The 23055-nt window shown below is 66.0% G+C and carries 24 protein-coding genes; 7 read left to right on the forward strand and 17 right to left on the reverse strand.

The features are described from left to right. Window positions 1-143 precede the first annotated feature (143 nt). The 12 genes from WKW79_RS07640 to tal form a co-directional block, all read right to left on the reverse strand. Window positions 144-1082 carry an AraC family transcriptional regulator gene (locus tag WKW79_RS07640; protein ID WP_340334493.1) on the reverse strand — a complete coding sequence of 313 codons (939 nt, stop codon included), beginning with the start codon at window positions 1080-1082 and terminating at the stop codon, window positions 144-146. Window positions 1083-1092: 10 nt separating this feature from the next. After that, a complete protein-coding gene (locus WKW79_RS07645) occupies window positions 1093-2046 on the reverse strand; it encodes a carbohydrate kinase family protein (protein WP_340334494.1) in 954 nt (317 codons plus the stop codon). 5 nt (window positions 2047-2051) lie between these two features. Further along, on the reverse strand, window positions 2052-3479 hold the full coding sequence (gene dalD, locus WKW79_RS07650; protein WP_340334495.1) for a D-arabinitol 4-dehydrogenase: 1428 nt from the start codon (window positions 3477-3479) through the stop codon (window positions 2052-2054). Next, the gene (locus WKW79_RS07655; protein ID WP_340334496.1) at window positions 3479-4510 is read right to left on the reverse strand and encodes an ABC transporter ATP-binding protein; all 1032 of its coding nucleotides are present in this window, start codon (window positions 4508-4510) and stop codon (window positions 3479-3481) included. The genes dalD and WKW79_RS07655 overlap by 1 nt, the downstream gene beginning before the upstream one ends. Before the next feature lie 167 nt (window positions 4511-4677). Then, a complete protein-coding gene (locus WKW79_RS07660) occupies window positions 4678-5499 on the reverse strand; it encodes a carbohydrate ABC transporter permease (RefSeq protein WP_340334497.1) in 822 nt (273 codons plus the stop codon). A 13-nt stretch (window positions 5500-5512) separates the two neighbouring features. Beyond that, window positions 5513-6370, reverse strand: coding sequence for a carbohydrate ABC transporter permease (locus WKW79_RS07665; RefSeq protein ID WP_340334498.1), 858 nt, complete (start codon window positions 6368-6370; stop codon window positions 5513-5515). Between the two features lie 155 nt (window positions 6371-6525). Then, entirely contained in the window at window positions 6526-7833 is a 1308-nt protein-coding gene (locus tag WKW79_RS07670; RefSeq protein WP_340334499.1) for an ABC transporter substrate-binding protein, read from the reverse strand. Between the two features lie 222 nt (window positions 7834-8055). After that, window positions 8056-8388, reverse strand: a complete 333-nt coding sequence (locus WKW79_RS07675; protein WP_340334500.1) for a DUF805 domain-containing protein — start codon at window positions 8386-8388, stop codon at window positions 8056-8058. Between the two features lie 106 nt (window positions 8389-8494). Beyond that, window positions 8495-9292, reverse strand: coding sequence for a hypothetical protein (locus WKW79_RS07680; RefSeq protein WP_340334501.1), 798 nt, complete (start codon window positions 9290-9292; stop codon window positions 8495-8497). Further along, the gene (locus WKW79_RS07685; protein ID WP_340334502.1) at window positions 9292-9639 is read right to left on the reverse strand and encodes a TA system antitoxin ParD family protein; all 348 of its coding nucleotides are present in this window, start codon (window positions 9637-9639) and stop codon (window positions 9292-9294) included. Before WKW79_RS07685 ends, WKW79_RS07680 begins: the two co-directional genes overlap by 1 nt. 108 nt (window positions 9640-9747) lie before the next feature. Next, window positions 9748-11295, reverse strand: coding sequence for a glucose-6-phosphate isomerase (pgi, locus tag WKW79_RS07690; protein ID WP_340334503.1), 1548 nt, complete (start codon window positions 11293-11295; stop codon window positions 9748-9750). Continuing rightward, window positions 11292-12242, reverse strand: coding sequence for a transaldolase (tal, locus tag WKW79_RS07695; protein ID WP_340334504.1), 951 nt, complete (start codon window positions 12240-12242; stop codon window positions 11292-11294). Before tal ends, pgi begins: the two co-directional genes overlap by 4 nt. Window positions 12243-12422: 180 nt before the next feature. Between tal and WKW79_RS07700 the strand changes: the two genes are divergently transcribed. The 3 genes from WKW79_RS07700 (at window position 12423) to WKW79_RS07710 (ending at window position 15076) form a co-directional block, all read left to right on the forward strand. Then, entirely contained in the window at window positions 12423-13136 is a 714-nt protein-coding gene (locus WKW79_RS07700) for a lipocalin family protein (protein WP_340334505.1), read from the forward strand. An 86-nt stretch (window positions 13137-13222) separates the two neighbouring features. Further along, window positions 13223-14437: a CaiB/BaiF CoA transferase family protein gene (locus WKW79_RS07705; RefSeq protein ID WP_340334506.1), complete on the forward strand. Its 1215-nt coding sequence runs from the start codon at window positions 13223-13225 to the stop codon at window positions 14435-14437. A 243-nt stretch (window positions 14438-14680) separates the two neighbouring features. Continuing rightward, the gene (locus WKW79_RS07710; RefSeq protein ID WP_340334507.1) at window positions 14681-15076 is read left to right on the forward strand and encodes a hypothetical protein; all 396 of its coding nucleotides are present in this window, start codon (window positions 14681-14683) and stop codon (window positions 15074-15076) included. Window positions 15077-15110: 34 nt separating this feature from the next. Here WKW79_RS07710 and WKW79_RS07715 read toward each other — a convergent pair whose 3' ends face one another. The 4 genes from WKW79_RS07715 to WKW79_RS07730 all read right to left on the reverse strand — a co-directional run bounded on the left by WKW79_RS07715 (window position 15111) and on the right by WKW79_RS07730 (window position 17523). Continuing rightward, entirely contained in the window at window positions 15111-15785 is a 675-nt protein-coding gene (locus tag WKW79_RS07715) for a hypothetical protein (RefSeq protein ID WP_340334508.1), read from the reverse strand. Between the two features lie 165 nt (window positions 15786-15950). After that, a complete protein-coding gene (locus WKW79_RS07720) occupies window positions 15951-16448 on the reverse strand; it encodes an IclR family transcriptional regulator domain-containing protein (protein WP_340334509.1) in 498 nt (165 codons plus the stop codon). Then, window positions 16445-16729, reverse strand: coding sequence for a helix-turn-helix domain-containing protein (locus WKW79_RS07725; protein ID WP_340334510.1), 285 nt, complete (start codon window positions 16727-16729; stop codon window positions 16445-16447). The genes WKW79_RS07720 and WKW79_RS07725 overlap by 4 nt, the downstream gene beginning before the upstream one ends. After that, complete coding sequence (locus tag WKW79_RS07730) at window positions 16726-17523, reverse strand: IclR family transcriptional regulator (protein WP_340334511.1); 798 nt, start codon at window positions 17521-17523, stop codon at window positions 16726-16728. Before WKW79_RS07730 ends, WKW79_RS07725 begins: the two co-directional genes overlap by 4 nt. A gap of 101 nt (window positions 17524-17624) precedes the next feature. On the opposite strand from WKW79_RS07730, the gene WKW79_RS07735 reads away from it, so the two are divergent. From WKW79_RS07735 to WKW79_RS07750, 4 genes are read left to right on the forward strand one after another with little or no spacing between them, the layout of a single operon-like run. After that, window positions 17625-18788: an acyl-CoA dehydrogenase family protein gene (locus WKW79_RS07735; RefSeq protein WP_340334512.1), complete on the forward strand. Its 1164-nt coding sequence runs from the start codon at window positions 17625-17627 to the stop codon at window positions 18786-18788. Window positions 18789-18823: 35 nt separating this feature from the next. Beyond that, window positions 18824-19798 carry a Bug family tripartite tricarboxylate transporter substrate binding protein gene (locus tag WKW79_RS07740; RefSeq protein ID WP_340334513.1) on the forward strand — a complete coding sequence of 325 codons (975 nt, stop codon included), beginning with the start codon at window positions 18824-18826 and terminating at the stop codon, window positions 19796-19798. Then, entirely contained in the window at window positions 19795-20973 is a 1179-nt protein-coding gene (locus WKW79_RS07745) for an acyl-CoA dehydrogenase family protein (RefSeq protein WP_340334514.1), read from the forward strand. The genes WKW79_RS07740 and WKW79_RS07745 overlap by 4 nt, the downstream gene beginning before the upstream one ends. 23 nt (window positions 20974-20996) lie before the next feature. Further along, window positions 20997-21986, forward strand: coding sequence for an oxidoreductase (locus WKW79_RS07750; RefSeq protein WP_340334515.1), 990 nt, complete (start codon window positions 20997-20999; stop codon window positions 21984-21986). Here the strand turns inward: WKW79_RS07750 and WKW79_RS07755 are convergent, their stop codons facing one another. Further along, window positions 21987-23036: an ABC transporter ATP-binding protein gene (locus tag WKW79_RS07755; RefSeq protein WP_340334516.1), complete on the reverse strand. Its 1050-nt coding sequence runs from the start codon at window positions 23034-23036 to the stop codon at window positions 21987-21989. Between the last annotated feature and the right edge of the window lie 19 nt (window positions 23037-23055).

The following is a 23055-nucleotide window of genomic DNA, read 5'->3' on the forward strand; positions in this document are numbered from 1 at the left end:
CAGCCGAACGCAGAAGGAAGACAAAAGAGCGCAGAAGTCGCAGAAGAAAACCAAAGAATCTTTTGAATTCCTTTTGCGACTTCTGCGACACCTTTGCGACTTCTGCGTTCGGCTGTCCGTATTCGGCTGCCTGCGCCGAGTCGTCAGTGCGCCCCGCCAAAGCGGCTGTCCGCCTGGCGGCGGAATTCGCTGGGGGTCATGCCCTTGATTTCGAGGAAGCGGCGGTTGAAGTTGGCGACGTTGTTGAAGCCGACCTGATAGCAGATGTCGGTCACGTAGTGGTCGGTCTGCATCAGCAGGTGGCAGGCGTTGTTGATGCGGACCTGGTTCACGAAGTCGGTGAAGCTGTTGCCGGTGGACTTGCGGAAGAAGCGGCTGAAGCGGCTTTCGCTCATTCCGAGTTCTGCCGCCACTTCAGCCATGGCGATGGGCTCGGCCACGTTGTCGGTGATGCGGTTGACAATGGCGTTGATCTGGTCGCCTTCGGCATCGCCCTCGGCGCCCTTGATCTGCACGCTGGACAGGAGGCGGTAGTCGGTGCATTCGGCGAGGTCGGCCAGGTAGTCGCAGAAGGCGCCGAGCCGGCGCAGGCCGTGTGCGGCCTTGACAGCGCGCCAATGGCGCTCGGCACGCTCCGACAGGCCGAAGAACTCGATGCCGCGTCGGGCGCGCTCCAGCAGTTGCATGACCTCGGCGATCTCCGGGATCTCCGAGGCGGCCTGCGCGAAGGGCTCATGGCGGAACTGGATCACCAGGTCGCGCGTGCTCACGCCATCGGCGGGCGCATCGAGCGAGATCCAGTTGTGCGGCAGGCGCGGGCCGCACAGCACCAGGTGCCCTGGCTGGAAGGGGCCGATCCAGTCGCCGACGAAAGCCTTGCCGGAGGTGGCGGTGATCAGGTGCAGCTCGTACTCGTCGTGGCAGTGCCAGCGCGCCAATTGGCTCGGATAGCCGTGGGCGAGGCAGCGGACCCAGCCGGCTTCTTCGGGCTTTTCATAGCCGAGCGCGGGGGAGCGGGCGAAATCGTGCTCCAGCTCCGGTTGGCGCTGGCGTGGGGTTTGGCGGGATCGAGTCGTCGGCATGGTCAGGCCCTCAGGGGACGGACAGCGCGGATCGCAGCTCCGCGCGGGTTGGCGGGTCGCAGCCCTCTCGGGTGCAGTTGAGTGCGGCGGCGGTGGCGGCGAAGCGCAGGACTTCGCGCCAAGCCTCGTCGGACAGTGTGTCGAGTTGGGCGGCATGCTCGACGCCTTGCTCCAGCAGCGCAACTGAGATGCCGGCGGCGAAGGTGTCGCCCGCGCCGATGGTGTCGGCCACCGTGATCTTCGGCGGCTTCACTTCCAGCACTGCGCGGCCTGCGCGGTATACGCCAGCGCTGTCGCCGCCCCGGGTGACGACCACGGCGCGCGGCCCCTGCCCTCCCGCTGCATGCGGCGCCAGGAACATCGCAGCGGCTTCGGCCAAGCTCTTGCCCGGCGCGAGGTAGGCCGCGTCTTCATCGCTGAACTTGAGCACGTCGCTCGCAGCCAGCCAGCGCGGCTGCTTGGCGCGGTAGGCGTCCATGTCGGGAATCAGGCTGGGGCGCACGTTCGGGTCGAACAGCACGATGCGCTTGCCGCGCTGCGCCTCGACCAGCTCGGTGATGCGCGTGGCGGCCGGCTCGGTGAGGATGGAGATGCCGCCGAAGTGCAGGAAGCGGCAACTGTCGGGCAGCGCGGGCAGTTCCGCGGGCGCCCACAGCGTGTCGGCGGTGCCCTTGGTATAGAAGGCGTAGTGGTTGGTGGTGGGCGTGCGCGCGACGAAGGCCAGCGTGGACGGGGCCGCGCTGCGCAGCACGAACTGCGTGTCGACGCCGTTGCCTTGCAGGTGCTGCAGCAGGCGCTCGCCGAACATGTCGGTCGAGAGCTGGGTGATGAACCCGGTCGGCTGTCCCAGCCGCGCGGCGGCGATGGCGCTGTTGGTCAGCGCCCCGCCCTCGTGGCCCTCGAAGCTCAGGCCCGAGCTGCAAGTGAAGTCGATCAGGGCCTCGCCCGCCAGTGCGATTCGCATAGTGATCAGGACGGTGTCGCCGCCACAAAAGCCTGGACTCGGACGCCGGCGCTGCGCACGGCATCCACCAGCCGAGTATCACCGGCCAGCGGTCCCCACAGCGATGTGTCGGAACAGAAAGCCAGCACCGGGTCCGCGGCCTCGCAGATTGCATGGCCCACCGCCGGATCCATGACCTGGTCCTGGTAGGTGTACGGAATCTCACCGCGATGCCAGCGCTGCAGGAAGGCGAGGAACAACGCCGGCAGCATGGCCACGCTGTCGATGCTTTCATTGCGTCCCAGGCGCTCGCGCACAGTCGGCGCGATGAAGCCGGGGATCTTCGAGAAACCATCCATCGCCACGCGCTGATTGGTGTCGCGGATGGACGGATTGCCGAAGCGGTCCAGCACCACGTCGCGGTAGGCCGGCAGGTCGACCGGGCTCGGCGTGCCGGGCCGGCTCAGGCAGGGGATCACGTCGTCGGTGACGTAGTCGAAGGCCATCTTGCGGATCGCCGGCGTGTGCGTGCCCTCGTGGATGAATTGCAGGCCGATCAGCGTACCGGCCCAGGCGATGCAACTGTGGGTGGCGTTGAGCAGGCGAATCTTCGCTTCCTCGTAGGGCTGCACCGACTCCACCATCTCCACGCCCACGCGTTCCCACGCAGGCCGTCGTCCCTGGATGAAGTTGTCTTCGATGACCCACTGGATGAAGCTCTCGCCGGTGATGGGCGCGGCGTCGGCGTGGCCGGTGGCCTTGAGCACGCGCTCACGCAGCTCCGGCGGCGGACGCGGCGTGATGCGGTCGACCATCGCGTTGGGGCAAGTCGTGTTGATCTGCACCCAGGCCTGGAGCGACACGTCGCCGCTGCGCTCGATGAATTCCAGCAGGCCTTTGCGGAAGCGGTCGCCGTTGTGGCGCAGGTTGTCGCAATTGAGCAGCGTGACCGGCCCGCCGCCACCGGTCTTGCGGGCGCGCAGGATCGCGCAGACCGCGCCGTAGATCGTGCTGCCCGGCTCGCCGTTGCGCGCGCGCTCGATGTCGGAGGCCAGGTCGGCGAAGGACAGGTCCAGCTTGTCCTTGGCATCGAGGTAGTAGCCGGCCTCGGTCACGGTGAAGGAGATGATGCGCGTGGCCGGATCGGCGCCACGCTCGATCACGCTCGCAAGGTCGGCCTCGTAGGGCAGCACCTCGCGGATCGACTGGATCTCCTGGTAGCGGTACTCGCCGGCGGGCGACACGGTTTCCAGCATGTAGGCGCCACCTTGCGCACGCAACGCGGCCAGTACCTCTGGCGAATCCGGCCGCAGGTTGGCGGCAGAGATCGCATAGGCCTTGTCGCCGGTGTCGCGCAGCGCCTGGACGTAGACGGCCTGGTGCGCGCGATGGAAGGAGCCGAGGCCCAGGTGGAGGATGACGGACGTGCAGTCCGGAACGGGTGCGAGGGCCATCACGCAGCGACCGCCTGGCCTTCGCGATTGAACAGGTGCAGCACCCGCGGGTCGAGTTCCACGCCCACGTCGTCGCCCACGCGCAGCGGCGTGCGCTCGTTCTGCCGCGCGATCAGCGGCACGCCGCCCACGTCGACGTGGATCAGCGTGTCGGAGCCCAGCGCCTCGATCAGGTCGACCTTGCCCGGCACCCCTGCGCCCATGCCCGGATGCACCTGCAGGCCCTCCGGCCGCACGCCGAGAAAACCGTCGCTCGGCAGCCTGCCGCCGGTGGCCGCCGAGAAGGTCGGGATGGCCGCCGCCGGCACCATGTTCATCGACGGCATGCCGATGAACTGCGCGACGAACTTGTTCACCGGATGGTCGTACAGCTCCATCGGCGTGCCGACCTGTTCGATCAGGCCGTCCTTGAGCACCACCACGCGGTCGGCCAGCGTCATGGCTTCGACCTGGTCGTGCGTCACGTAGATGCTGGTGGCGCCGAGCGCGACGTGAAGCTTGTGGATCTCGACGCGCGTGTTGCCGCGCAGGGCCGCGTCGAGGTTGGACAGCGGCTCATCGAACAGGAAGACCTTGGGCGCACGCACGATGGCCCGGCCGATGGCCACGCGCTGGCGCTGGCCGCCCGAGAGTTCCTTGGGCGTGCGGTCCAGGTACTGCGTGAGGTTCAGCTGCTTCGCCGCATAGTCGACCTTCTTGCGGATCTCGTCCTTGGGCACGTTGGCCAGCTTGAGCGCGAAGGACATGTTGTCGGCCACGCTCATGTGCGGATAGAGCGCGTAGCTCTGGAACACCATCGCCAGGTCGCGCTTGCCGGAGGCCAGGTTGGTGATGTCGCGGCCATCGAGCATCAGTTGCCCGCTGGTGGTCGGCTCCAGCCCGGCGATGAGGCGCAGCAGCGTCGACTTGCCGCAGCCCGAAGGGCCAACGAAGACGATGAACTCGCCCTTTTCGATCTCGAGGTTGACGCCCTTGATGATGTGCGCGTCGCCGAAGCTCTTCTTGATGTTGCGGAGTTCGAGGTAAGCCACTTTTTGTTTCTCCTTGAATCGATAACTTTTCAAACGCGAGCCTGGGCGGCAAGCACGACAAGACCCATTCGTGAAACACCGCGGAACCGGCTTTGCCGGGCCGCTGGTGTTGCCCCCTCGAGGGGGGGAGGCGGCTACACGAAGTGAGCAAGCAACGGGGGTGGGCTTCATTTCACGGCGCCGAAGGTGAGGCCTTGGACGAGTTGCTTTTGCGAGAACCAGCCGAAGACGACGATGGGCGCGATGGCCATCAACGAAGCGGCCGACAACTTGGCCCAGAACAGGCCTTCAGGGCTGGAGTACTGCGAGATCAGCGTGGCCAGCGTGCCCGCCTTGGCCGACACCAGGTTCAAGGCCCAGAAGGCCTCGTTCCAGCTCAGCACCAGGCACAGCAGGCCGCACGATGCAAGACCACCCACCGACAGCGGCATCACCACATGACGGAACTCGGTCCAGATGCTGGCGCCGTCCATGCGCGCCGCTTCCAGGATCTCGTTGGGGATGTCCTTGTAACTCGTGTAGAGCATCCAGACCATGATCGGCAGGTTCGACAGCGTGAACACGATGATCAGCGCGGGGATCGAATCCAGCATGCCGGCGGTCTGCGCCAGCACGTAGATCGGCACCAGCGCGCCGACGGCCGGCATCATCTTGGTCGACAGCATCCACATGAGGATGTCGCGCGTTCGCTTGGTACGGAAGAAGGCCATCGAGTACGCCGCGGGCGCCGCGATCAGGAGGCCCAGGATGGTCGAGCCCACGCTGGTGATGAGCGAGTTGCGCGCATAGAGCAAGTAGTCGCTGCGGCGCTGCACTTCGCTGAAGTTCTCCATCGTCGGCTCGAAGATGAAGAGCGGCGGCACGTGGATGGCCTGCAATTCGGTCTTGAACGCGGTGAGGAACAGCCAGCCCAGCGGGAAGAACAAGAGCAGTGCGATGGCCCAGGCACCGACGGTGCGCAGGACGATGAACAGGGGATTGGGTTGCATGTCTTTTTCTCCCTCAGTCCAGGTTCTTGCCGATGATTCGCACCAGGAAGGCCGCCACGATGTTGGCCAGGATCACCGCGAACAGCGCACCGGCCGAGGCCACGCCCACGTCGAAGTTCATCAGCGACTGCTTGAAGATCATGTACGTGAGGTTGGTGCTCTCGTTGCCCGGACCGCCGTTGGTGGTGATGGCGATCTCCGCGAACACGCTCAGCAAGAAGATCATCTCGATCATGATCACCACCGCCATCGGCCGGCCCAGGTGCGGCACCGTGAGGTAGAAGAAGCGCTGGAAGGCATTCGCGCCGTCCATGCGCGCCGCTTCCATCTGCTCACGATCGAGCGATTGCAGCGAGGTGATGAAGATCAGGCAGGCAAAGGGCAACCATTGCCAGGCCACCATGATGATCACGGAGAACAACGGCAGGTCGGTGAGCCAGTCGATGGGCTCGGCGCCGAAGAAGCGCCACAGGTCGGCCAGCACGCCGTAGATCGGGTTCATCATCATGTGCTTCCACAGCAGCGCATTCACCGTGGGCATGACGAAGAAGGGCGAGATCAGCAGCACCCGCACGATGCCGCGTCCCGGGAAGGGCTCGTTGACCAGCAGCGCCAGCAGCACGCCCATGATCACCGTGATCAGGATGACGCTGCCGATCAGCGTCATGGTGTTGGCCACGGCCGGCCAGAAGTCCGGGTCGGTGATGAAGTAGTGGAAGTTCTCGAGGCCGGCAAAGGGCCGGTCGCCAGGCTGCATGAGGTTGTACGTCACGAAGGAGAAGTACAACGTCATCACGAGAGGCACGATCGACCACGCCAGCAGCGTGATCACGGCCGGCGCCATCAGCGCCCGGGGCAGGAGTCTTGTCATTGTTCGGTCCCTTTGGGTGGTCGTCTCTGACTCCTTCCCCCGCTGGGGGAAGGCAGGGATGGGGGCTCCCTGTGATCGCGGTGGTGTGTGTGAGGGTGGGAGCGCAGCGTGCCCCACCCGGGCCCTCCCCCAGCGGGGGAGGGAGAAAGGCAGGACTACTTGTAGTAGCCGCCCTTCTTCATCTCACGCTCGGCCGCCGTCTGCGAGGTCTTCAGCGCCTGCTCCACCGTGACCTTGCCCGACAGCGCCGCGCTCATCTGCTGGCCCACCGCCACGCCGATCGCCTGGAACTCCGGGATCGCCGCGTACTGCACGCCCACGTACGGCGACTTGGGCAGCGTGCTGTCGTTCGGGTTGGCCGAGTCGATGGCCTTCTTCTCGGCCTCGGCGAACTTCGCGACCTTCTGGAATTCCGGGTTCGCATAGGTCGACTTGCGCGTGCCGGTGGGCACCGTGTTCCAGCCGGTTTCCTTGGCGACGAGCTGGATGTATTCCTTCGACGTGGCCCACTTGATGAACTTCTGCGCCGCGTCGTCCTTGGTGGAACTGGCCGGGATCGCGAGGTTCCACGACCACAGCCAGTTCGCACCCTTGGGCGTGACAGCAACCGGTGCCTGCGCGTAGGCCACCTTGTCGGCGACCTTCGACTGCTTGGGATCCGAGATGAAGGAGGCGGCGATGGTCGCATCGACCCAGGCCGCGCACTTGCCTTCGTTGAAGAGCGCCAGGTTCTCGTTGAAGCTGTTGGCCGAGGCGCCGGGCGGGCCGTCCTTCTTCATCATGTCGACGTAGAAGGTGATGGCGTCCTTCCAGGGCTTGGTGTCGATCTGCGGCTGCCACTTCATGTCGAACCACTGGCCGCCGTTGGTGTTGACCAGCGTGGTCAGGAAGGCCATGTTGTCGCCCCAGCCCGGCTTGCCGCGCAGGCACATGCCGAACACGCCGGCCTTGGGGTCGTTGGCCTTGTCGGCGAATTCCTTGACCTGGGCCCAGGTGGGCTGGTCGGGGATCTTGATGCCGACCTTGTCGGCCAGGTCCTTGCGGTACATGAGCATCGAGCTTTCACCGTAGAAGGGCGCCGCGTAGAGCTTGCCGTCCATCGACAGACCGCTGCGGATGGCGGGCAGGATGTCGTCCACGTCGTAGGCGGCATCGGTGGCGATGGGCTTGAGCCAGCCCTTCTTGGACCAGATCGGCGTTTCATAGAGGCCGATGGTCATCACGTCGAACTGGCCGCCCTTAGTGGCGATGTCGGTCGTCACGCGCTGGCGCAGGGTGCCCTCTTCCAGCGTGACCCACTTGAGCTTGATGTCCGGATTGGCCTTCTCGAAGACCGGCGTCAGCTTCTGCATCTCGATCATGTGGCCGTTGTTGACGGTGGCGATGACGAGCTCGGTGGCCGCCTGCGCGAGGCCGGCACTGGCCAGCGCAACGACGAGACCAGTCTGGATAAAACGCTTCATGGTGTGTCTCCTTTTGGGTTGGATGGCCCCCGCGGCCTGACCCGAATTCTGGAGACGCACTCATGCGTGCTTGGTACTTGATTTGTATCGATTGATACCCTGATGCACAGATCGCCTAGTGGAATCCCTAAGCGAAGCAATACAGGATGTAACGAAGCGGCACAAAGGGGCATGAAAAAGGGCCGCGAATCGCGGCCCCTTGGCAGAGTGGAGGCGGCCGAATCAGGCCACGAGTTCGCCGTGTGCGTTGGCCTCGCTCGTCCCGGGCTGCACCCAGAAGTAGATCAGCACCACGATGCCGATCAAGGGGATCAGCGCAATCAGCTGCAGCCAGCCGGACTTGCCGATGTCATGCAGTCGCCTGGCTCCCACAGCGAACGCCGGCAGCAGCAAGGCCAGCCCCGCGATCGCCGAGACGATGTCGCCCAGGAAGGACGCGACCAGGGAGACGATGACCTGGAAAAGAGCGAACCACCAGAACTCCGAGCGGCGTGCCCGGCCACTGAAGTCGACGTACTTGCTCAGGCAAACCTGAACCGCCTGCATGAAATTCATGAACAACTCCTCGATGTTGGATTTCCCCGCGGGGATCTTATCGAGGGACGGAAACATTTTGTTGACTATTCAGAGCGGTCGCAGTCGCTTCTGGAGGCGCGATTGCTCAAGGCTTCGACCGCTTGCTTCGCTTGCCCTGTCGCTTCAGTCGTGCGGATTGAACGTTGTCGAGTTGCCTGTCGTGCGAGGGCGCAATGGCTCGAAGTGCATCGACATCGACGGCGTCGAGCACCTCGATGTCGTGTTCGTCCAGCAGGCGCTTTCCGACCTGGCTGGTCGCGAGCCCGTAGATGCTCTGGATCCGTTTACCGAGCCTGTCGCCCACCTGGGGGTGACTGGCCAACTTGAGCAGCGCAGCGCGCGCTACGGCAATGGCCCACACGGCCTGTGTGAGGACATGGAGGCCCTTGTCGTCGATCAGCCCCACGGCGTTTTCCACTCGGGACTGCAACACATCGAAGGGGTCCATGACCCGAATGAATTTCCCACGCCGCCACTCCACTTCCACGGCATCCTGGATCACGCGTTTCGTGAATTCCGAGGACTTCCTGAGGCCGCTGTTGGTGAAGAGCTTGTGCAGCACGTCTATGTTTCGAGCCTTTCCTTCATCCGTTGGAAGTCGAATCTGACCCACGATCGCCGTACGGGCCGTCGCTGGGGGCACGATCAACCTGGCTCGCAGGGCTTCGGCCAGGTCGTGCGCCCGCCCAACATTTCCAAGCACGTCGCCGTCATTCGAGATGTCCGCGCCGCCCGAACCAATCCCGTAGCGATCCATCCAGAAGGCCAAGGCCTGGCCGCCGACCAGCACCATGTCGGTCCCCAGGTTCGAAAGCAGCAGATCAACGGTTGCGGCGTCGAGAGGCTCTTCGTCAGCGGGCAGTGAGGGGCGCGTGGCCATCATCAGTACGGCGAGTCGATCAACTTCGCCGCCTTGGCCCTGCCGCCCGAGAACCAGCTCATTCGCTCGCCGGGGATGCGACCGGCGCGCACATTCTCCAGGTCGCGCGCTTGATTGGCCCGCTTGAATTGCCAGAGCTGTTGCTCGGTCGTTTCGCTCGTTCCCGTGGAGGAATGTTGGTCTTGCAACATGGAGACCATCTGCGGCACGGACAGGCCTGCATCTTCCAGCGCCTTCCCAAGCCGCGCCCAATGCTCGATCTGCTGTGCAGCCGAGCGAGACATCAGGCCGCCCTTCTGCTGAGCAGAGGCGAAGAGAACTGACCCGACGCGAATCGAATTCGAGGACATCGCAACCTCACTGTGGCAAGTTGCAGCAATTTACCACCGCCAACAAGCGAATGCGCGTCTTGAAGAACTCGCCGGACGCTCGGCCGTCGCAAGACCAAGCTGTCCCGCTCACACGGGCCGGAGGCGCTCCAGGAGTCCCGCCGTCGACGCATCCAGCCCGCTCGCATCCCCCGACGCCAACCGCGGCTCGATGTCCTTCGCCAGCACCTTGCCCAATTCCACGCCCCACTGGTCGAAGCTGTTGATGCCCCACAGCGCACCGCTGGTGAACACGCGGTGCTCGTACATCGCGAGGAAGGCGCCCAGCGCCTCCGGCGTGAGCTTCTCGAACACGAAGAAGGTGCTGGGCCGGTTGCCCGGGAAGTTCTTGTGTCCGCCCGCGTCGGCCTTCCCCTGCATCAGCGCCTGGGCCTGCGCCAGCGCGTTGGCCAGCAGCTTGTTGTGATGGCCTTCCAGGTCGTGCGAGGCGTCGCGCACGGCCACGAATTCGAGCGGCGTCACGTCGGTGCCCTGGTGCAGCATCTGGAAGTAGGCATGCTGGCCGTTGGTGCCGGGCTCGCCCCACAGCACAGGCGAGGTGCCGTAAGGCAGCGGCTGGCCGTTGGCATCGACCTGCTTGCCGTTGCTTTCCATCTCGAGCTGTTGCAGGTAGGCCGGCACACGCTTCAACGCACTGTGGTACGGCGCGATGCTGCGCGTGGTGAAGCGGTGGAAGTTGCGATACCAGACGTCGAGCAGGCCGAGGCGCACCGGCAGGTTCTGCTCGAGCGGCGCGGTGCGGAAGTGCTCGTCCATCGCATGGGCGCCGGCCAGCAGGCGGCGGAAGCCGTCCGAGCCGATGGCCAGCGCGATCGGCAGGCCGATGGCCGACCACAGCGAATAGCGCCCGCCCACCCAGTCCCAGAAGCCGAAGGTGGTGTCGATGCCGAAGTCCTTGGCCGCCTTGACGTTGGTGGTGAGCGCCGCGAAATGCTTCGCGACGTCGAGCCGGCTGGACTGCTGGAACCAGCGCTTGGCCGAGATCGCATTGGTCATCGTCTCGGCCGTGGTGAAAGTCTTCGAGGCGATGAGGAACAGCGTGTGCTCCGGCGCGAGGCCCTTGAGCACGCCTGCCAGTTCGTGGCCGTCGACGTTGGAGACGAAGTGGAAGCGCTTGCCGCGCGCGACGAACTCCTCCAGCGCCAGCACCGCCATCTGCGGGCCGAGGTCGGAGCCGCCGATGCCGATGTTGACCACGTCGGTGATGGTGTGGTCGGCGCGCACCTGGTCGGCGTACTTGAGCATCGCGTCGAGCGTGGCGTGCACGTCGCGCAGCTTGTCGTCGGTGCTGGATGCATCGGCCGGCGCGCGCAGCAGCGTGTGCAGCACGGCGCGGTCTTCGGTGTTGTTGATGTGCTCGCCGGCGAACATCGCGGCGCGATGGGCTTCGAGGCCGCATTCGCGGGCCAGCGACATCAGCAAGGCCTCGGTGGGCGCATCGATAAGGTTCTTCGACAGGTCGCCGAAGACGTATGGCGCTTCCTGGCTCAGGGTGGCGAAGCGGTCGGCGTCGCTGGCAAAGGCTTCGCGCAGGTCGAGGCTGCGGCCCTTGCTGTCGTAGTGCGCTTGCAGCTTGGCCCACGACGGGGCCTTGTCACACCGAAGACGGGCGCTCATGCGGCACCCATGAGCTTTTCAAGCTTGACCGCATCGGCGGCAAATGCGCGGATGCCCTCGGCCAGCTTCTCGGTGGCCATCGCGTCTTCGTTCAGCGCGAAGCGGAAGCTCGCTTCGTCGAAGCTCTTCTTGGGAATGTCGAGCGACTTCGCGGCGCTGGCATCGAGCGCATGCTTCAGCGGTTCATTGCTCGCGGCCAGTTCGGCCAGCAGTTCGGGGCTGATCGTCAGCAGGTCGCAGCCCGCCAGCGCAGCGATCTGGCCGGTGTTGCGGAAGCTCGCGCCCATCACCTCGGTCTGGATGCCGAAGTGCTTGTAGTAGTTGAAGATCTCGGTCACCGACTTCACGCCCGGGTCGTTGGCGCCGGCATTGGCGGCCTCGTCCCACTTGGCGCCGGCCGACTTCTTGTACCAGTCGTAGATGCGACCGACGAAGGGCGAGATCAGCTTGACGCCCGCTTCGCCGCAAGCGACCGCCTGGGCGAAGGAGAACAGCAGCGTCAGGTTGGTGTGGATGCCCTTCTGCTCCAGTGCCTTGGCGGCCTGGATGCCTTCCCAGGTCGAGGCCACCTTGACCAGCAGACGCTTCCCGGTGTCGATGCCTTCGGCGCGGTACATCGCGACGATGCGCTCGGCGCGCGCGATGGTCGCGGCGGTGTCGAAGGAGATGCGCGCATCGACTTCGGTGGACACGCGGCCCGGGATCAGCGTCAGGATCTCGGTGCCGAAGCGCACCAGCAGGCGGTCGATGACCTCGTCGATCGGCTTGCCGGCATGCTTCTTGACGGCTTCGTCGAGCAGCGGCCGGTATTCCGGCTTCTGCACCGCCTTGAGGATCAGCGACGGATTGGTCGTCGCATCCTGCGGCTTGCTGGCGCTGAGTTGCTTGAAATCACCGGAGTCGGCGACAACGGTGGTCCATTGGCGGAGGGCATCGAGTTGGTTCATCGGGCCATTATGAAACCTCCGTATGCAGTCCACATGTACGTTCATGCCCGCGGCCTTGCGCTTTCCGGCTGATTGCGAGTCGATGCGGCCAGCGCGCCGACAAAGGCTGTGGTCCACCGCTGACGGTGCGCCTCGCGCAGGCGCGGAACATGAGCGATTCGACTTCCGAGGAGCCACCCCATGTCCTATCGTTCCGCGCGCCGCCGCGCGTCCCTGCCCGCGGCGCCCGCACCCTTCGATGACCAGGCCACCAGTTCATCCATCGGCACGCTGGCCGCTGCGTTTTGCGTGGGCGGCGCATTGACCCTGTACGCATTCAACAAGGCGCGCAATGCGCGCATCGGCCCGCCCGCCGGTCCGGCTGACGGCGCGCCGCTGATGCGCGCGCCGCTGCAAGTGGTGGCGCCGGTCGACCTGATCCGCTATGCCGGCCTCTGGCATGAACAGGCCCGGCTGCCGAACCGCTTCGAAAAGCAGTGCGACGGGCCGGTCACCGCCGAATACACGCTGCTTGACGATGGCAGCGTCGAGGTGCGCAATCGTTGCGAACTGGCCGACGGCACCTTCGATGAATCGATCGGCACGGCCCGCGTCGTCCCGGTGGCTGGACAGCCCGGCGCGGGACGCCTTGAAGTGCGCTTCGCGCCCGAATGGCTGTCGTGGCTGCCGATGGTCTGGGGCGACTACTGGATCCTCAAGCTCGACCGCGACTACCAGGTGGCGCTGGTCGGCACGCCCAACCGCGAATATCTCTGGGTGTTGTCGCGCGTGCCGCAACTCAACGCGGCCACGCTGGAGGCGGAACTCGAATACGCACGCACGCTCGGCTTCGACGTGGACAAGGTGGTTCGCACCGGCCAGGCGCTGCCGGTCCTGGACACCGCGCCCGCTTGAACGCTGTGCCCCCGCAACGGCGACGTTGATTAACATGCCAAAACTGGCGTTGTAGTGCGCAGCCCGGGTGCGGGATGCTCGCACCCATGAACAGCACCACCCTGCCCCGCTCCGGCCCCTTGGCCGGCGTCCGCATCCTCGACATGGCCACGGTCATCGCCGCGCCCTTCTCCGCCACGCTGTGCGCCGACCTGGGCGCGGACGTGGTCAAGCTGGAACTGCCCGACGGCAGCGATGCACTGCGCGGCCTGGCGCCGGTGAAGGACGAGCATGCCCTGCACTGGAAGGTGACCAATCGCGGCAAGCGCGGCATCTCGCTCGATGTGCGCAAGCCGCAGGGGCGCGAGCTGTTCCTGCGCCTGTTGCCAAAGTTCGACGTGCTGGTGGAGAACTTCCGCACCGGCACGCTGGACCGCTGGGGCCTGGACATGGAGACGCTGCATGCAGCCAACCCGCGGCTCACGGTGTTGCGGCTCACCGGCTTCGGGCAGACGGGGCCCTACGCGGGACGACCCGGCTTCGCGCGCATCTTCGAGGCGATGAGCGGCTTTGCGCATCTCACCGGCGAGCCCGATGGCAGCCCGCAGCACATGAACTACCCGGTCGGCGATGCGGTCGCGGGCCTGTTCGGCGCCTTCTCGATTGCATCGGCGATGGTGGAAACGCGCCAGCACCCCGAGCGCGCCGGGCGGGAGATCGACCTGTCCGCGACCGAGGCGCTGATGCGCGTGCTGGAAACGCTGGCGGTCGAGCATGAGCAATTGGGCCAGGTGCGCCAGCGCGCCGGCTCACGCGCCACCTATACGGCGCCGTCCAACATGTACAAGAGCGCCGACGGCGTGTGGGTGACGGTGGTCGGCTCTTCCGATGCCATCTTCCGCCGCATCTGCGAGGCCATGGGGCGCCCCGAGTTGCCGGGCGATCCGCGCTTTGCCACCAACCCGGCGCGCGTGCGAAATCTGGACGAGATCGATGGCCTTGTCTCGGCCTGGTGCGGCACGCTGGACTTCGCATCGCTCTCCGCCGCGTTGCAGCGGCACGAGGTGCCTTTCAGCAAGGTCTACGGCATCGACGATGTGCTGGCCGATCCGCACTTCCAGGCGCGCGGGGCGATCATCCGGCTGCCGGATGAAGAACTGGGCAGCGTACCCGCGCCGTGTGTCGTGCCGCGCTTCTCGGGATGCAGCGAGGAAGCGCCGCGCACGGGACCCGCGACGGGGCAACACAATCGTGCGGTGTTTTCCGAGGCGGGTTTGAGTGACGATGAACTGCGGGCGCTGGAAGCTGATGGGGTCATCTGAACGAGACCTCGACAAGGTGACGGCCAATGCGTGACGCATCACCACGTCGGCCGGCCGTCCTCGCATGGGACGTTTGCGTCCCGGGGCATCAGCTTGCCGACTCCAAGTTTGGCCTCGGGCGGGGGCGTTCTTGTTGTTCAAGCACGGGTGGCGCGATGCGAGCATCGCGGGTGGCTTGGTCTTGCGATATTCCTGTTTCGCGATCGCAGCCAGTGCAATACCCTTCGGGCCCAGGAGGTAATCATGACGACTTTTGGAACCAGGCCATACCCATCCGCCGTGCTGCTCGCGCTTGCCGCTTTGCTTGCGGGGTGCGAAAAAGCGCAGACGGATGTGACCCTCAAGTATCCCGAAGCAGGCACCATCGTCATGTCTCCACCCATAGACGACTGTACGGACTATCTGGACTCCAAAAGCCAGCCACAACTGGCCCAAGCTGTTCGGTTCTGGACAAACGGCTATCTCACGGGCGTCAATGCGTACAACGCGGCCATCAAGTCCCAGATCTCGAGTTTCGAGGGCATGGAGCCCTATCTGAAGCGGTACTGCTCGGAGAACCCAAAGGGACGCATCACCACAGGGGCCTTCTTGTACGCGCAAGAGCTCGGAGCGCGCATCCGGCGCCCGGCCGCGCGATAGCTGGCGCCCAGATCAGAATCCAAGGGCAAGCACATCACTCGCGGATGCGAACGCTCGTGGCAACGGTCTGGAAGGCTGCCAAGTTTCGCAGAAACCCCGAATCCGCGTCTCGCTCATTCTTCGCCGCGGCAGCGCACCATAAAAGAAAGACTCCAGATCGCCAGAACGTGTAGTGCACGCGCACCCGGTACACGAACCCCTGCGGCACTCTGAAGAAGAAGTCCGCCATGAATCCTGGCATCTCAGTTCCAACGGTAGATGCCTGCATGTGCACGAGCCTGAAAGCCTGGGCAGAGGCCAGTGTGTTCAGGGATCTGAACAGCAAATCCTCGTCAGAATTTTTCATGAAATAGTCAATGCGCTCCTTGCGACTCATCTTGTTTCCGGGAGCACCAGGCGCTGGTTTTTGCTGAGATGACATGCAGTAAGGCATGGCATTTTGATCAGGCTCGCCTTGAAACATGTGGTTGACTCGCCCACCTTGCTCCGTCTTTTGGTATGTCCAGGCAGTGGGATGATCAAGAGAGTACGAGTCAGCCTTGAAGCGCGTGTAGCCCGCGGGCGGTTCGGGCGCCGCGGCGGCTGCGCTCGATGGCGCTGTGGATTTTGGGGGAGCGCCTCTGACCAATGGGCATGCCAGCAATGCGCCGGCGGCAAGGCCGCAGCTTAAAGCCACTTGCCAAGCGTTTGCACAGAACTTCGTACGCATGACGCACCCCTGCAAGCCTCCAATGAGGAGGCTCGCCGCAGTATCCCCGCTTGCCAAGGAATTGGCTACCCCGATTGCAGCAGCGGCGCCGGCGCAGCGATGCAAGCTCCACGCTGGAGGCGCCCACGGCGCTCGGCGTTCAAGTTCACTGACTCGAAGCAAACACTACGCACCCGCCCCCATCGCCGCCTCCACCTCACGCACCAGCGTCACCAACCGCCCCGCAATCTCCGCCCGCAACGGCGGCACAGCGCGCCCGCGCAGCGCCACGGTGCAGTTGAACACCACGATCTCCGCATTGACTGGCCGCGCCATCGGCACCGCCAGCGCGAGCCGGTCGGGCCGCAGGATGCCCGGGCTGGTGCAATAGCCGAGTTGCACGAAGTCGCGCAGTGCGTGTCGCACTTCCGCAATACGCTCGGCATGCAGCTTTGGATAGAGCACCTTGATCTGGTTGAGCGCCTTGTCGCGCTCCTCGGGCGCGGCGCGGGCCAGCCAGGCGCGGCCGTTGGCGCTGACCATGATCGGAAAGGCGGCGCCGATGTCGATGGGCGGCGCGCTGTCGTCCTCGGAGCGGCAGGTCTCCATGTAGACCATGCTGGTGCGGTCGCGGATGCTGATGCCGACCATGCCGCGCACCTCGTCGGCCAGTTGCTTGATCATGGGCCGCACGAGCTGGCGCAGCTCATGCTGGCCAGCAGCGGATAGCCCATCGACAGCACCGGCGCGCCGAGACGGTATTTGCCGATCGCCTTGTCGTGCCGCAGGTAGCCGAGTTGCGCCAACGTGTAGGCCAGGCGCGAGACGGTCGCCTTGTCCAGCCCGGTGCGCGCGACGAACTCCTTGTTGCCGAGCACGCTCTGCTCGGGTGTGAAGCACATCAGCAGTTCGAGCCCACGCGCCAGGGTGTTGGCGAATTGCTTGTCTTGCGCAGCAGCGTTCATGAAAGACCGGCCCCCGCAAGCCAGGCCTGCTCCACCTCGCGCACCATTCGCACGAGGCGCGGCCCGATGACCTCCTCCATGGTCCGCGGACCCAACTGCACCGCCGGCACGCCGCAGTTGAACACCAGCGTCTCGCCATCCACGGGCACGCGCATCGGCACGCCGACCGCATGCACGTCCCTCTGCCAGTCGCCCAGGCCGAGGCAAAAGCCCCGGCGCGGAAATGCCTCCAACTCGGCAAGCACCGCACCACGTTGCGCCTTCCATGCGGTGGCATGGTCGGTGCGGATGCGGTGCAGCACTTCCTCGCGCAAGTCCGCCGCCGCGCCAGCCAGCCAGGCCCGCCCGATCGACGTGGCCCAGACCGGCATGGCGCCCCCGATGTCCGGCCGAAACGCCATTCCCTCATGCCCGCGGCAGGTCTCGACGTAGACCATGTGCGTGCGGTCGCGCAGCCCCAATGACACAGAGCCACCCGCCTCGCTCGCCAAGGCCTGCATGAAAGGCCGCGCCACTTGCCGGATCGAAAGGCTGGCCAACAGCGGATAGCCCGCCGCCAGCGTCGCCGAGCCCAACCGGTAGCGCCGTGCCTGTGCGTCGTACTTGAGGAAGCCCAGCTCGCACAGCGTGTAGGTCAGCCGCGAAACCGATGCCTTGGAAAGCCCGGTGCGCTCCGCCAGGTCCCGGTTGCCCAGCGCCGGCTCGCCCATCTCAAAGCTGGCCAGCAGCCGCAGCCCATTGGCCAGGCTGGTGGCAAACATCTGGTGCGGGCGATCGGCCGGGGCGGGAGGCATCTGTTTAATCTAGCAAAACAAGCATTCCGGCGAAACACGCCTATCCCTAGACTGAATCCAAGCCGTGCGCACCCAATGACGGCATCAACAGGAGACAGCCAGTGATCCGTGACCCCCAGGGCTTCGAGGCCTACCTCGCCAACCTGCGCCGCTTCTGCCGCGAACGCCTGATCCCGCGCGAGGCCGAGGTGGCCCGCAACGATGAGGTACCGGCCGACCTGGTCGCCGAGATGGCCGCGCAGGGCCTGTTCGGCTATTCGATCCCCGAGGCCTATGGCGGCGCCGGCATGACGACCGAGGAACTGGTCTGCGCGGCGATGGAACTGTCGCAGTGCTCGGTGGCTTTCCGCGCACGCGTCGGCACCAACACCGGCATCGGCTCCGAGGCGCTGGTGGTCGACGGCAACGAGGAACAGAAGCGGCGCTACCTGCCCTCGATGGCCTCCGGCGAACTCACCGGCTGCTTTGCCCTCACCGAGCCCGGCGCCGGCTCCGATGCCGTGGCGCTGCAGTCCACCGCCGTGCTCGACGGCGACCACTATGTGCTCAACGGCACCAAGTGCTTCATCACCAACGCGCCCATCGCCGGCCTGTTCACCGTGATGGCGCGCACCGACAAGTCCAAGCCCGGCGCCGCCGGCGTGTCGGCCTTCCTGGTCGAGCGCGCCACGCCGGGGCTCAGCACCGGCGCGCCCTACGCCAAGATGGGCCAGGCCGGTTCACCGGTGTCGGAAGTGCACTTCGACAACTGCCGGGTTCCGGTCGGCCAGCGCATCGGCGCCGAGGGCGAAGGCTTCCGCATCGCGATGCGGGTGCTCAACAAGCAGCGCATCCACTTGGCCGCGCTGTGCATCGGCCCCGCCATCCGCATGCTGGACGACGCCGTCGCGCACACCGCCAACCGCCAACAGTTCGGCCAGCCCGTGGGCGCCTTCCAGTTGGTGCAGGCGCTGGTGGCCGACTGCCAGACCGAGATCCACGCCGCACGCGCGCTGGTGCTGGAGACCGCACGCAAGCGCGACCAGGGGCTGGACGTGACGATGGAAGCCTCGATCTGCAAGTACTTCGCCTCCGAGATGTGCGGTCGCGTGGCCGACCGCTGCGTGCAGATGCTGGGCGGCTACGGCTTCATCGCCGACAACAGCATCGAGCGCTTCTACCGTGACGTGCGGCTGTTCCGCCTGTACGAAGGCACCAGCCAGATCCACCAGCTCAACATCGCCAAGCGCACCTACGCCGCGGCTGGCCACGACTTGCGCGCCTGAGACCAAGACAACCAGAACAGAAAGAGACAAGCACCATGCACCGCAGAACCCTGATCGCCGCCGTCGCCACCACGCTCCTGGCCTCTTCCGGCCTTGCCTTCGCGCAGGACGCCTACCCCAGCAAGCCGATCAAGATCATCGTCGGCTTCGCGCCGGGCGGCTCGGCCGACATCTCGGCGCGCCTGATGGCTGAAAAGCTCGGCACCGAGCTCAAGCAGCCCATCATCGTGGAGAACCGCGCCGGTGCCGGCGGCAACATCGGCGCCGAGGCCGTGGCGCGCGCCCCCGCTGACGGCTACACCCTGCTCATGGCGTCGACGGCCCAGATCGTCATCAACCCGGCGCTCTATCCGAAGATGTCCTTCAACCCCGTCAAGGACCTCGCACCCGTCTCGCTGGTGCAGAACGAGGCCAACCTGATGGTGGCCACGCCCGGCATCGGGGTGAAGAACCTCGCGGAGTTCATCACCTATGCCAAGACCCATCCCGACAAGGTGACCTTCGCATCGCCCGGCAACGGCTCGCCCGCGCACCTGGCCGGCGAGCTGATGAACCAGATGGCCGGCCTGAAGATGGTGCACGTCCCGTACAAGGGCACCGCCCCCGCCATCACGGACCTGCTGGCCGGCAACGTGACGGTCGCCATCGACAACATGCCGGCCTACATGCCCCACGTGAAGGCCGGCAAGCTGAACGCGCTGGCTGTGGCCAGCGAGCGCCGCACCGCGGCGGCGCCCGACATCCCGACCGTCTCGGAAGCCGGCCTGCCCGGCTACGTGGTGACGGCATGGAAAGGCCTGATGGCACCCGCCGGCACGCCCCGCCCCGTCATCGACAAGCTGCATGCCGCGGTGGTCAAGGTGCTGGCCATGCCCGACGTGCAGAAGCGCATGATCGACCTCGGCGCCGAGCCGGCCGGCACCACGCCGGAACAGTTCGGCCAGTTCATCCAGGCCGAGACAAGGAAGTGGAGCGCGCTGGTCAAGTCCACCGGCGCCGTCCTGGAATGACCACCAACCCTTTCGCGCTGACCGTCCGCATGGCCGAGCTGCGCGACCGGGTGCGCGAGTTCGTCGAGCGCGAGTGCATTCCGCGCGAGAGCCCCGCGCTTGCGCATGACGTCGAGGCGCTGGATGAAGTGATGCGCACGCTGCGCCCGCTCGCCCGCAGCGCTGGCATCTACGCGCCGCAGGTGCCGGTGGACCTGGGCGGTCTCGGCCTGACCTGGCGCGAGCGCGCCGTGGTGCTGGAGGAAGCCGGCCGCAGCTTCCTGGCGCCGGCCGCGATGAACTGCGCGCCACCCGACCAGCCCAACATGATCAACCTGCTGCGCCACGGCACCACGGCGCAGAAGGACAAGTACCTCGCCCCGTTGATCCGCGGCGACGTCCGCTCCTGCTTCGCCATGACCGAGCCCGCGCCCGGCGCAGGCTCCGATCCTTCGATGCTGCGCACGCGTGCCCGGCGACGCAGAGGCGGCGGCTGGGTCATCGACGGCCACAAGTGGTTCATCAGCGGCGCGGTGGGCGCGGCCTTCGCGCTCGTGCTGGCCCAGACCGACGAAGGCGCCACCACCTTCATCGTCGACACCGACAACCCCGGCTACCGGCTGGTGCGCAACATCCCGGGCCTCGGCGGCTTCCAGCTTGGCGGGCACGGCGAGATCCGCTTCGACAACTGCGAGGTCGGCGACGACGCGGTGCTGGGCGAAGTGGGCCAGGGCCTGGTCGATGCGCAAGTGCGCCTGGAGCCGGCCCGGCTGTCGCACTGCATGCGCTACATCGGCCGCGCCTCGCGCGCCATGAGCATCGCGCAGGACTACGTCAACACACGCATCTCCTTCGGCGAGCGGCTGGCCGACCAGCAGCAGATCCAGGCCATGGTGGCCGACTCGCACATCGACCTGCATGCCTGCCGCCTCATGACCTGGCACACGGCCGCGTTGATGGACGCGGGCGAATCGGTCCGCCATGAATCGGCGATGACCAAGGTCTTCGTATCCGAGGCGGTCTTTCGCGTGGCCGACCGCGCCGCGCAGATGATGGGCGCGCTGGGCATGTCGGAAGACACGCCTGTCGCGCTGATCTTCAACGAACTCCGGCCCTTCCGCATCTACGACGGCGCCACCGAACTCCATCGGGCCACGCTGGCGCGACGCATCCTCAAGGGCAATTTGCGCGCCTGAACACCTCACTGAAAACCAACGACATGGCACACACATTCAATGCCCTTCGCCTGCTGGCCGGCGATCCCGCGCCGGTGCGCAGCATCAGCGAACTCACGACGGAAGACCTGAGCCCCGGCGACGTCCTCATCGAGGTCGCGTACTCCAGCATCAATTACAAGGACGCGCTGGCTTCCAGGGGCCTCAACGGCATCATCCGCAACTGGCCGCGCATCGGCGGCATCGACCTGACCGGCACGGTGCTGGAATCAGCCGACGCGCGCTGGAGAGCAGGCGACGAAGTGGTGGTGCATGGCTTCGGCATCGGCGTCGACCATGACGGCGGGCATGCGCAGAGGGCGCGCGTGTCGGGCGACTGGTGCATGCGCATTCCGAACGGCTTCAGCCTCTTCGATGCCGCGGTGCTGGGCGCGGCCGGCTACACCGCGGGCTACTCGCTGCACCTCATGGAACTCAACGGCCTCGCGCCCGAACAAGGCCCGGTGCTGGTGACCGGCGCGACGGGCGGTGTGGCCAGCGTGGCCATCGACATGCTTACGCGGCGCGGCTACAAGGTGACCGCGATGAGCGGCAAGCCGGAAGCCATGCCCTACCTCCAATCGCTGGGCGCCAGCGAGGTCATCGGCCGCATCGATGCGCAGGCCAAGCCCAAGCCACTGGAGAAGGGCCAATGGGCCGGCGCGGTGGATTCGGTCGGCGGCGACACGCTGGCCTGGCTGACCCGCACGATGCTGCCCGGCGGCGTGATCGCGGCCTTCGGCAACGCGGGCGGCGCGGAACTTAACACCACCGTGCTGCCGTTCATCCTGCGCGGCGTGAGCCTGCTCGGCATCAACGCCAACTCGCCGATGCCGCTGCGCGAAGTGGTATGGCAGAAGATGGCGAATGAGTACCGGCCCGCGCATCTTGCGCAGATTGCCCATGTGATCGGGCTGGAGGAACTGCCGGAGTGGCTGGACCGCACCCTGGAAGGGAAGGTGCGAGGGCGCACCGTGATCGATATGCGCCGGTAACTACGGCGTGCCGACGGGCACCACGGACACCCCGTGCGTGCCCAGCGTCAGCGTCGTCTCCGCCCCCACGCTGAACTTGCGCGCCAGGTCGTTCGACACCACGAACACCGGCCCCAGCGCCGTATCGAATCCATACTCGTAGTAGCCGCCCAGATACGCCGCCTTGCGCAAGGTGGCCGGCAGCCCACCCGGCTCGCCGATCACCCATGCCTCCGGCCGCACCGCCACCTTCACCGGCCCCTCTGCCGCCACATGACGCGGCGCCAGCATCAGCGGCCCGAGCACCACCCGCCCATCCGCCTGCGCCACCGCCGGAAACACCGACGCCTCCCCCATGAAGCCCGCGACGAACTCGCTCCCGGGCCGGCTGTAGAGCTGCTCCGGCGTGCCGGTCTGCGCAATCACGCCGTGGTCCATCACGATGATCTGGTCGCTCACCGCGAGCGCTTCGCTCTGGTCGTGCGTCACATAGGCCACCGTCAGGCCCATCCGCTGCTGCAACCCGCGGATCTCCTCGCGCATCTCGCGACGCAGGCGCGCATCGAGGTTCGACAGCGGCTCGTCGAACAGCAGCACCGCCGGCTCCAGCACCAGCGCGCGCGCCAACGCCACGCGTTGCTGCTGCCCGCCCGACAACTCACTCGGCAAGCGCTCGTCGAAGTCGACCAGGCCCACGCTCGCGAGCGTCTCCCGCGCACGTCGTGCAATCTCGTCCTTCTTCACGCCGCTCATCTTCAGCCCGTAGCCCACGTTCTCGATCACGTTCATGTGCGGGAACAGCGCATAGCTCTGGAACATCATGCTCACGTTGCGTTCGGCCGGCCCGAGCGTGGTGACATCGCGCCCACCCATCAAGATCGCGCCCGAGGTCGGCGACTCCAGCCCCGCGATCATCCGCAGCGTGGTCGTCTTCCCGCAGCCCGACGGCCCGAGGATGGTGGTCAGCGTCCCCACCGGCACCTCGAAGCTGATGCCCTTCACCGCCAGCGGTGCGGAAGGGTCGCTGCCGTAGCGCTTGGTGACGTTGCGAAATTCGATGCCCTTGCTCATGCGTTTTTCCAGCGGCCTT

The sequence above is a fragment of the Variovorax robiniae genome, assembly GCF_037889955.1.
Lineage (GTDB): Bacteria > Pseudomonadota > Gammaproteobacteria > Burkholderiales > Burkholderiaceae_C > Variovorax > Variovorax robiniae.

What these genes read in the sequence shown, in the direction of transcription:
- WKW79_RS07640 (WP_340334493.1), bottom strand. Translation starts at nt 1,082, where the DNA reads ATGCCGACGACTCGATCCCGCCAAACCCCACGCCAGCGCCAACCGGAG.
- WKW79_RS07645 (WP_340334494.1), bottom strand. Translation starts at nt 2,046, where the DNA reads ATGCGAATCGCACTGGCGGGCGAGGCCCTGATCGACTTCACTTGCAGC.
- dalD (WP_340334495.1), bottom strand. Translation starts at nt 3,479, where the DNA reads ATGGCCCTCGCACCCGTTCCGGACTGCACGTCCGTCATCCTCCACCTG.
- WKW79_RS07660 (WP_340334497.1), bottom strand. Translation starts at nt 5,499, where the DNA reads ATGCAACCCAATCCCCTGTTCATCGTCCTGCGCACCGTCGGTGCCTGG.
- WKW79_RS07665 (WP_340334498.1), bottom strand. Translation starts at nt 6,370, where the DNA reads ATGACAAGACTCCTGCCCCGGGCGCTGATGGCGCCGGCCGTGATCACG.
- WKW79_RS07670 (WP_340334499.1), bottom strand. Translation starts at nt 7,833, where the DNA reads ATGAAGCGTTTTATCCAGACTGGTCTCGTCGTTGCGCTGGCCAGTGCC.
- WKW79_RS07675 (WP_340334500.1), bottom strand. Translation starts at nt 8,388, where the DNA reads ATGAATTTCATGCAGGCGGTTCAGGTTTGCCTGAGCAAGTACGTCGAC.
- WKW79_RS07680 (WP_340334501.1), bottom strand. Translation starts at nt 9,292, where the DNA reads ATGATGGCCACGCGCCCCTCACTGCCCGCTGACGAAGAGCCTCTCGAC.
- WKW79_RS07685 (WP_340334502.1), bottom strand. Translation starts at nt 9,639, where the DNA reads ATGTCCTCGAATTCGATTCGCGTCGGGTCAGTTCTCTTCGCCTCTGCT.
- pgi (WP_340334503.1), bottom strand. Translation starts at nt 11,295, where the DNA reads ATGAGCGCCCGTCTTCGGTGTGACAAGGCCCCGTCGTGGGCCAAGCTG.
- tal (WP_340334504.1), bottom strand. Translation starts at nt 12,242, where the DNA reads ATGAACCAACTCGATGCCCTCCGCCAATGGACCACCGTTGTCGCCGAC.
- WKW79_RS07700 (WP_340334505.1), top strand. Translation starts at nt 12,423, where the DNA reads ATGTCCTATCGTTCCGCGCGCCGCCGCGCGTCCCTGCCCGCGGCGCCC.
- WKW79_RS07705 (WP_340334506.1), top strand. Translation starts at nt 13,223, where the DNA reads ATGAACAGCACCACCCTGCCCCGCTCCGGCCCCTTGGCCGGCGTCCGC.
- WKW79_RS07710 (WP_340334507.1), top strand. Translation starts at nt 14,681, where the DNA reads ATGACGACTTTTGGAACCAGGCCATACCCATCCGCCGTGCTGCTCGCG.
- WKW79_RS07715 (WP_340334508.1), bottom strand. Translation starts at nt 15,785, where the DNA reads ATGCGTACGAAGTTCTGTGCAAACGCTTGGCAAGTGGCTTTAAGCTGC.
- WKW79_RS07720 (WP_340334509.1), bottom strand. Translation starts at nt 16,448, where the DNA reads ATGATCAAGCAACTGGCCGACGAGGTGCGCGGCATGGTCGGCATCAGC.
- WKW79_RS07725 (WP_340334510.1), bottom strand. Translation starts at nt 16,729, where the DNA reads ATGAACGCTGCTGCGCAAGACAAGCAATTCGCCAACACCCTGGCGCGT.
- WKW79_RS07730 (WP_340334511.1), bottom strand. Translation starts at nt 17,523, where the DNA reads ATGCCTCCCGCCCCGGCCGATCGCCCGCACCAGATGTTTGCCACCAGC.
- WKW79_RS07740 (WP_340334513.1), top strand. Translation starts at nt 18,824, where the DNA reads ATGCACCGCAGAACCCTGATCGCCGCCGTCGCCACCACGCTCCTGGCC.
- WKW79_RS07745 (WP_340334514.1), top strand. Translation starts at nt 19,795, where the DNA reads ATGACCACCAACCCTTTCGCGCTGACCGTCCGCATGGCCGAGCTGCGC.
- WKW79_RS07750 (WP_340334515.1), top strand. Translation starts at nt 20,997, where the DNA reads ATGGCACACACATTCAATGCCCTTCGCCTGCTGGCCGGCGATCCCGCG.
- WKW79_RS07755 (WP_340334516.1), bottom strand. Translation starts at nt 23,036, where the DNA reads ATGAGCAAGGGCATCGAATTTCGCAACGTCACCAAGCGCTACGGCAGC.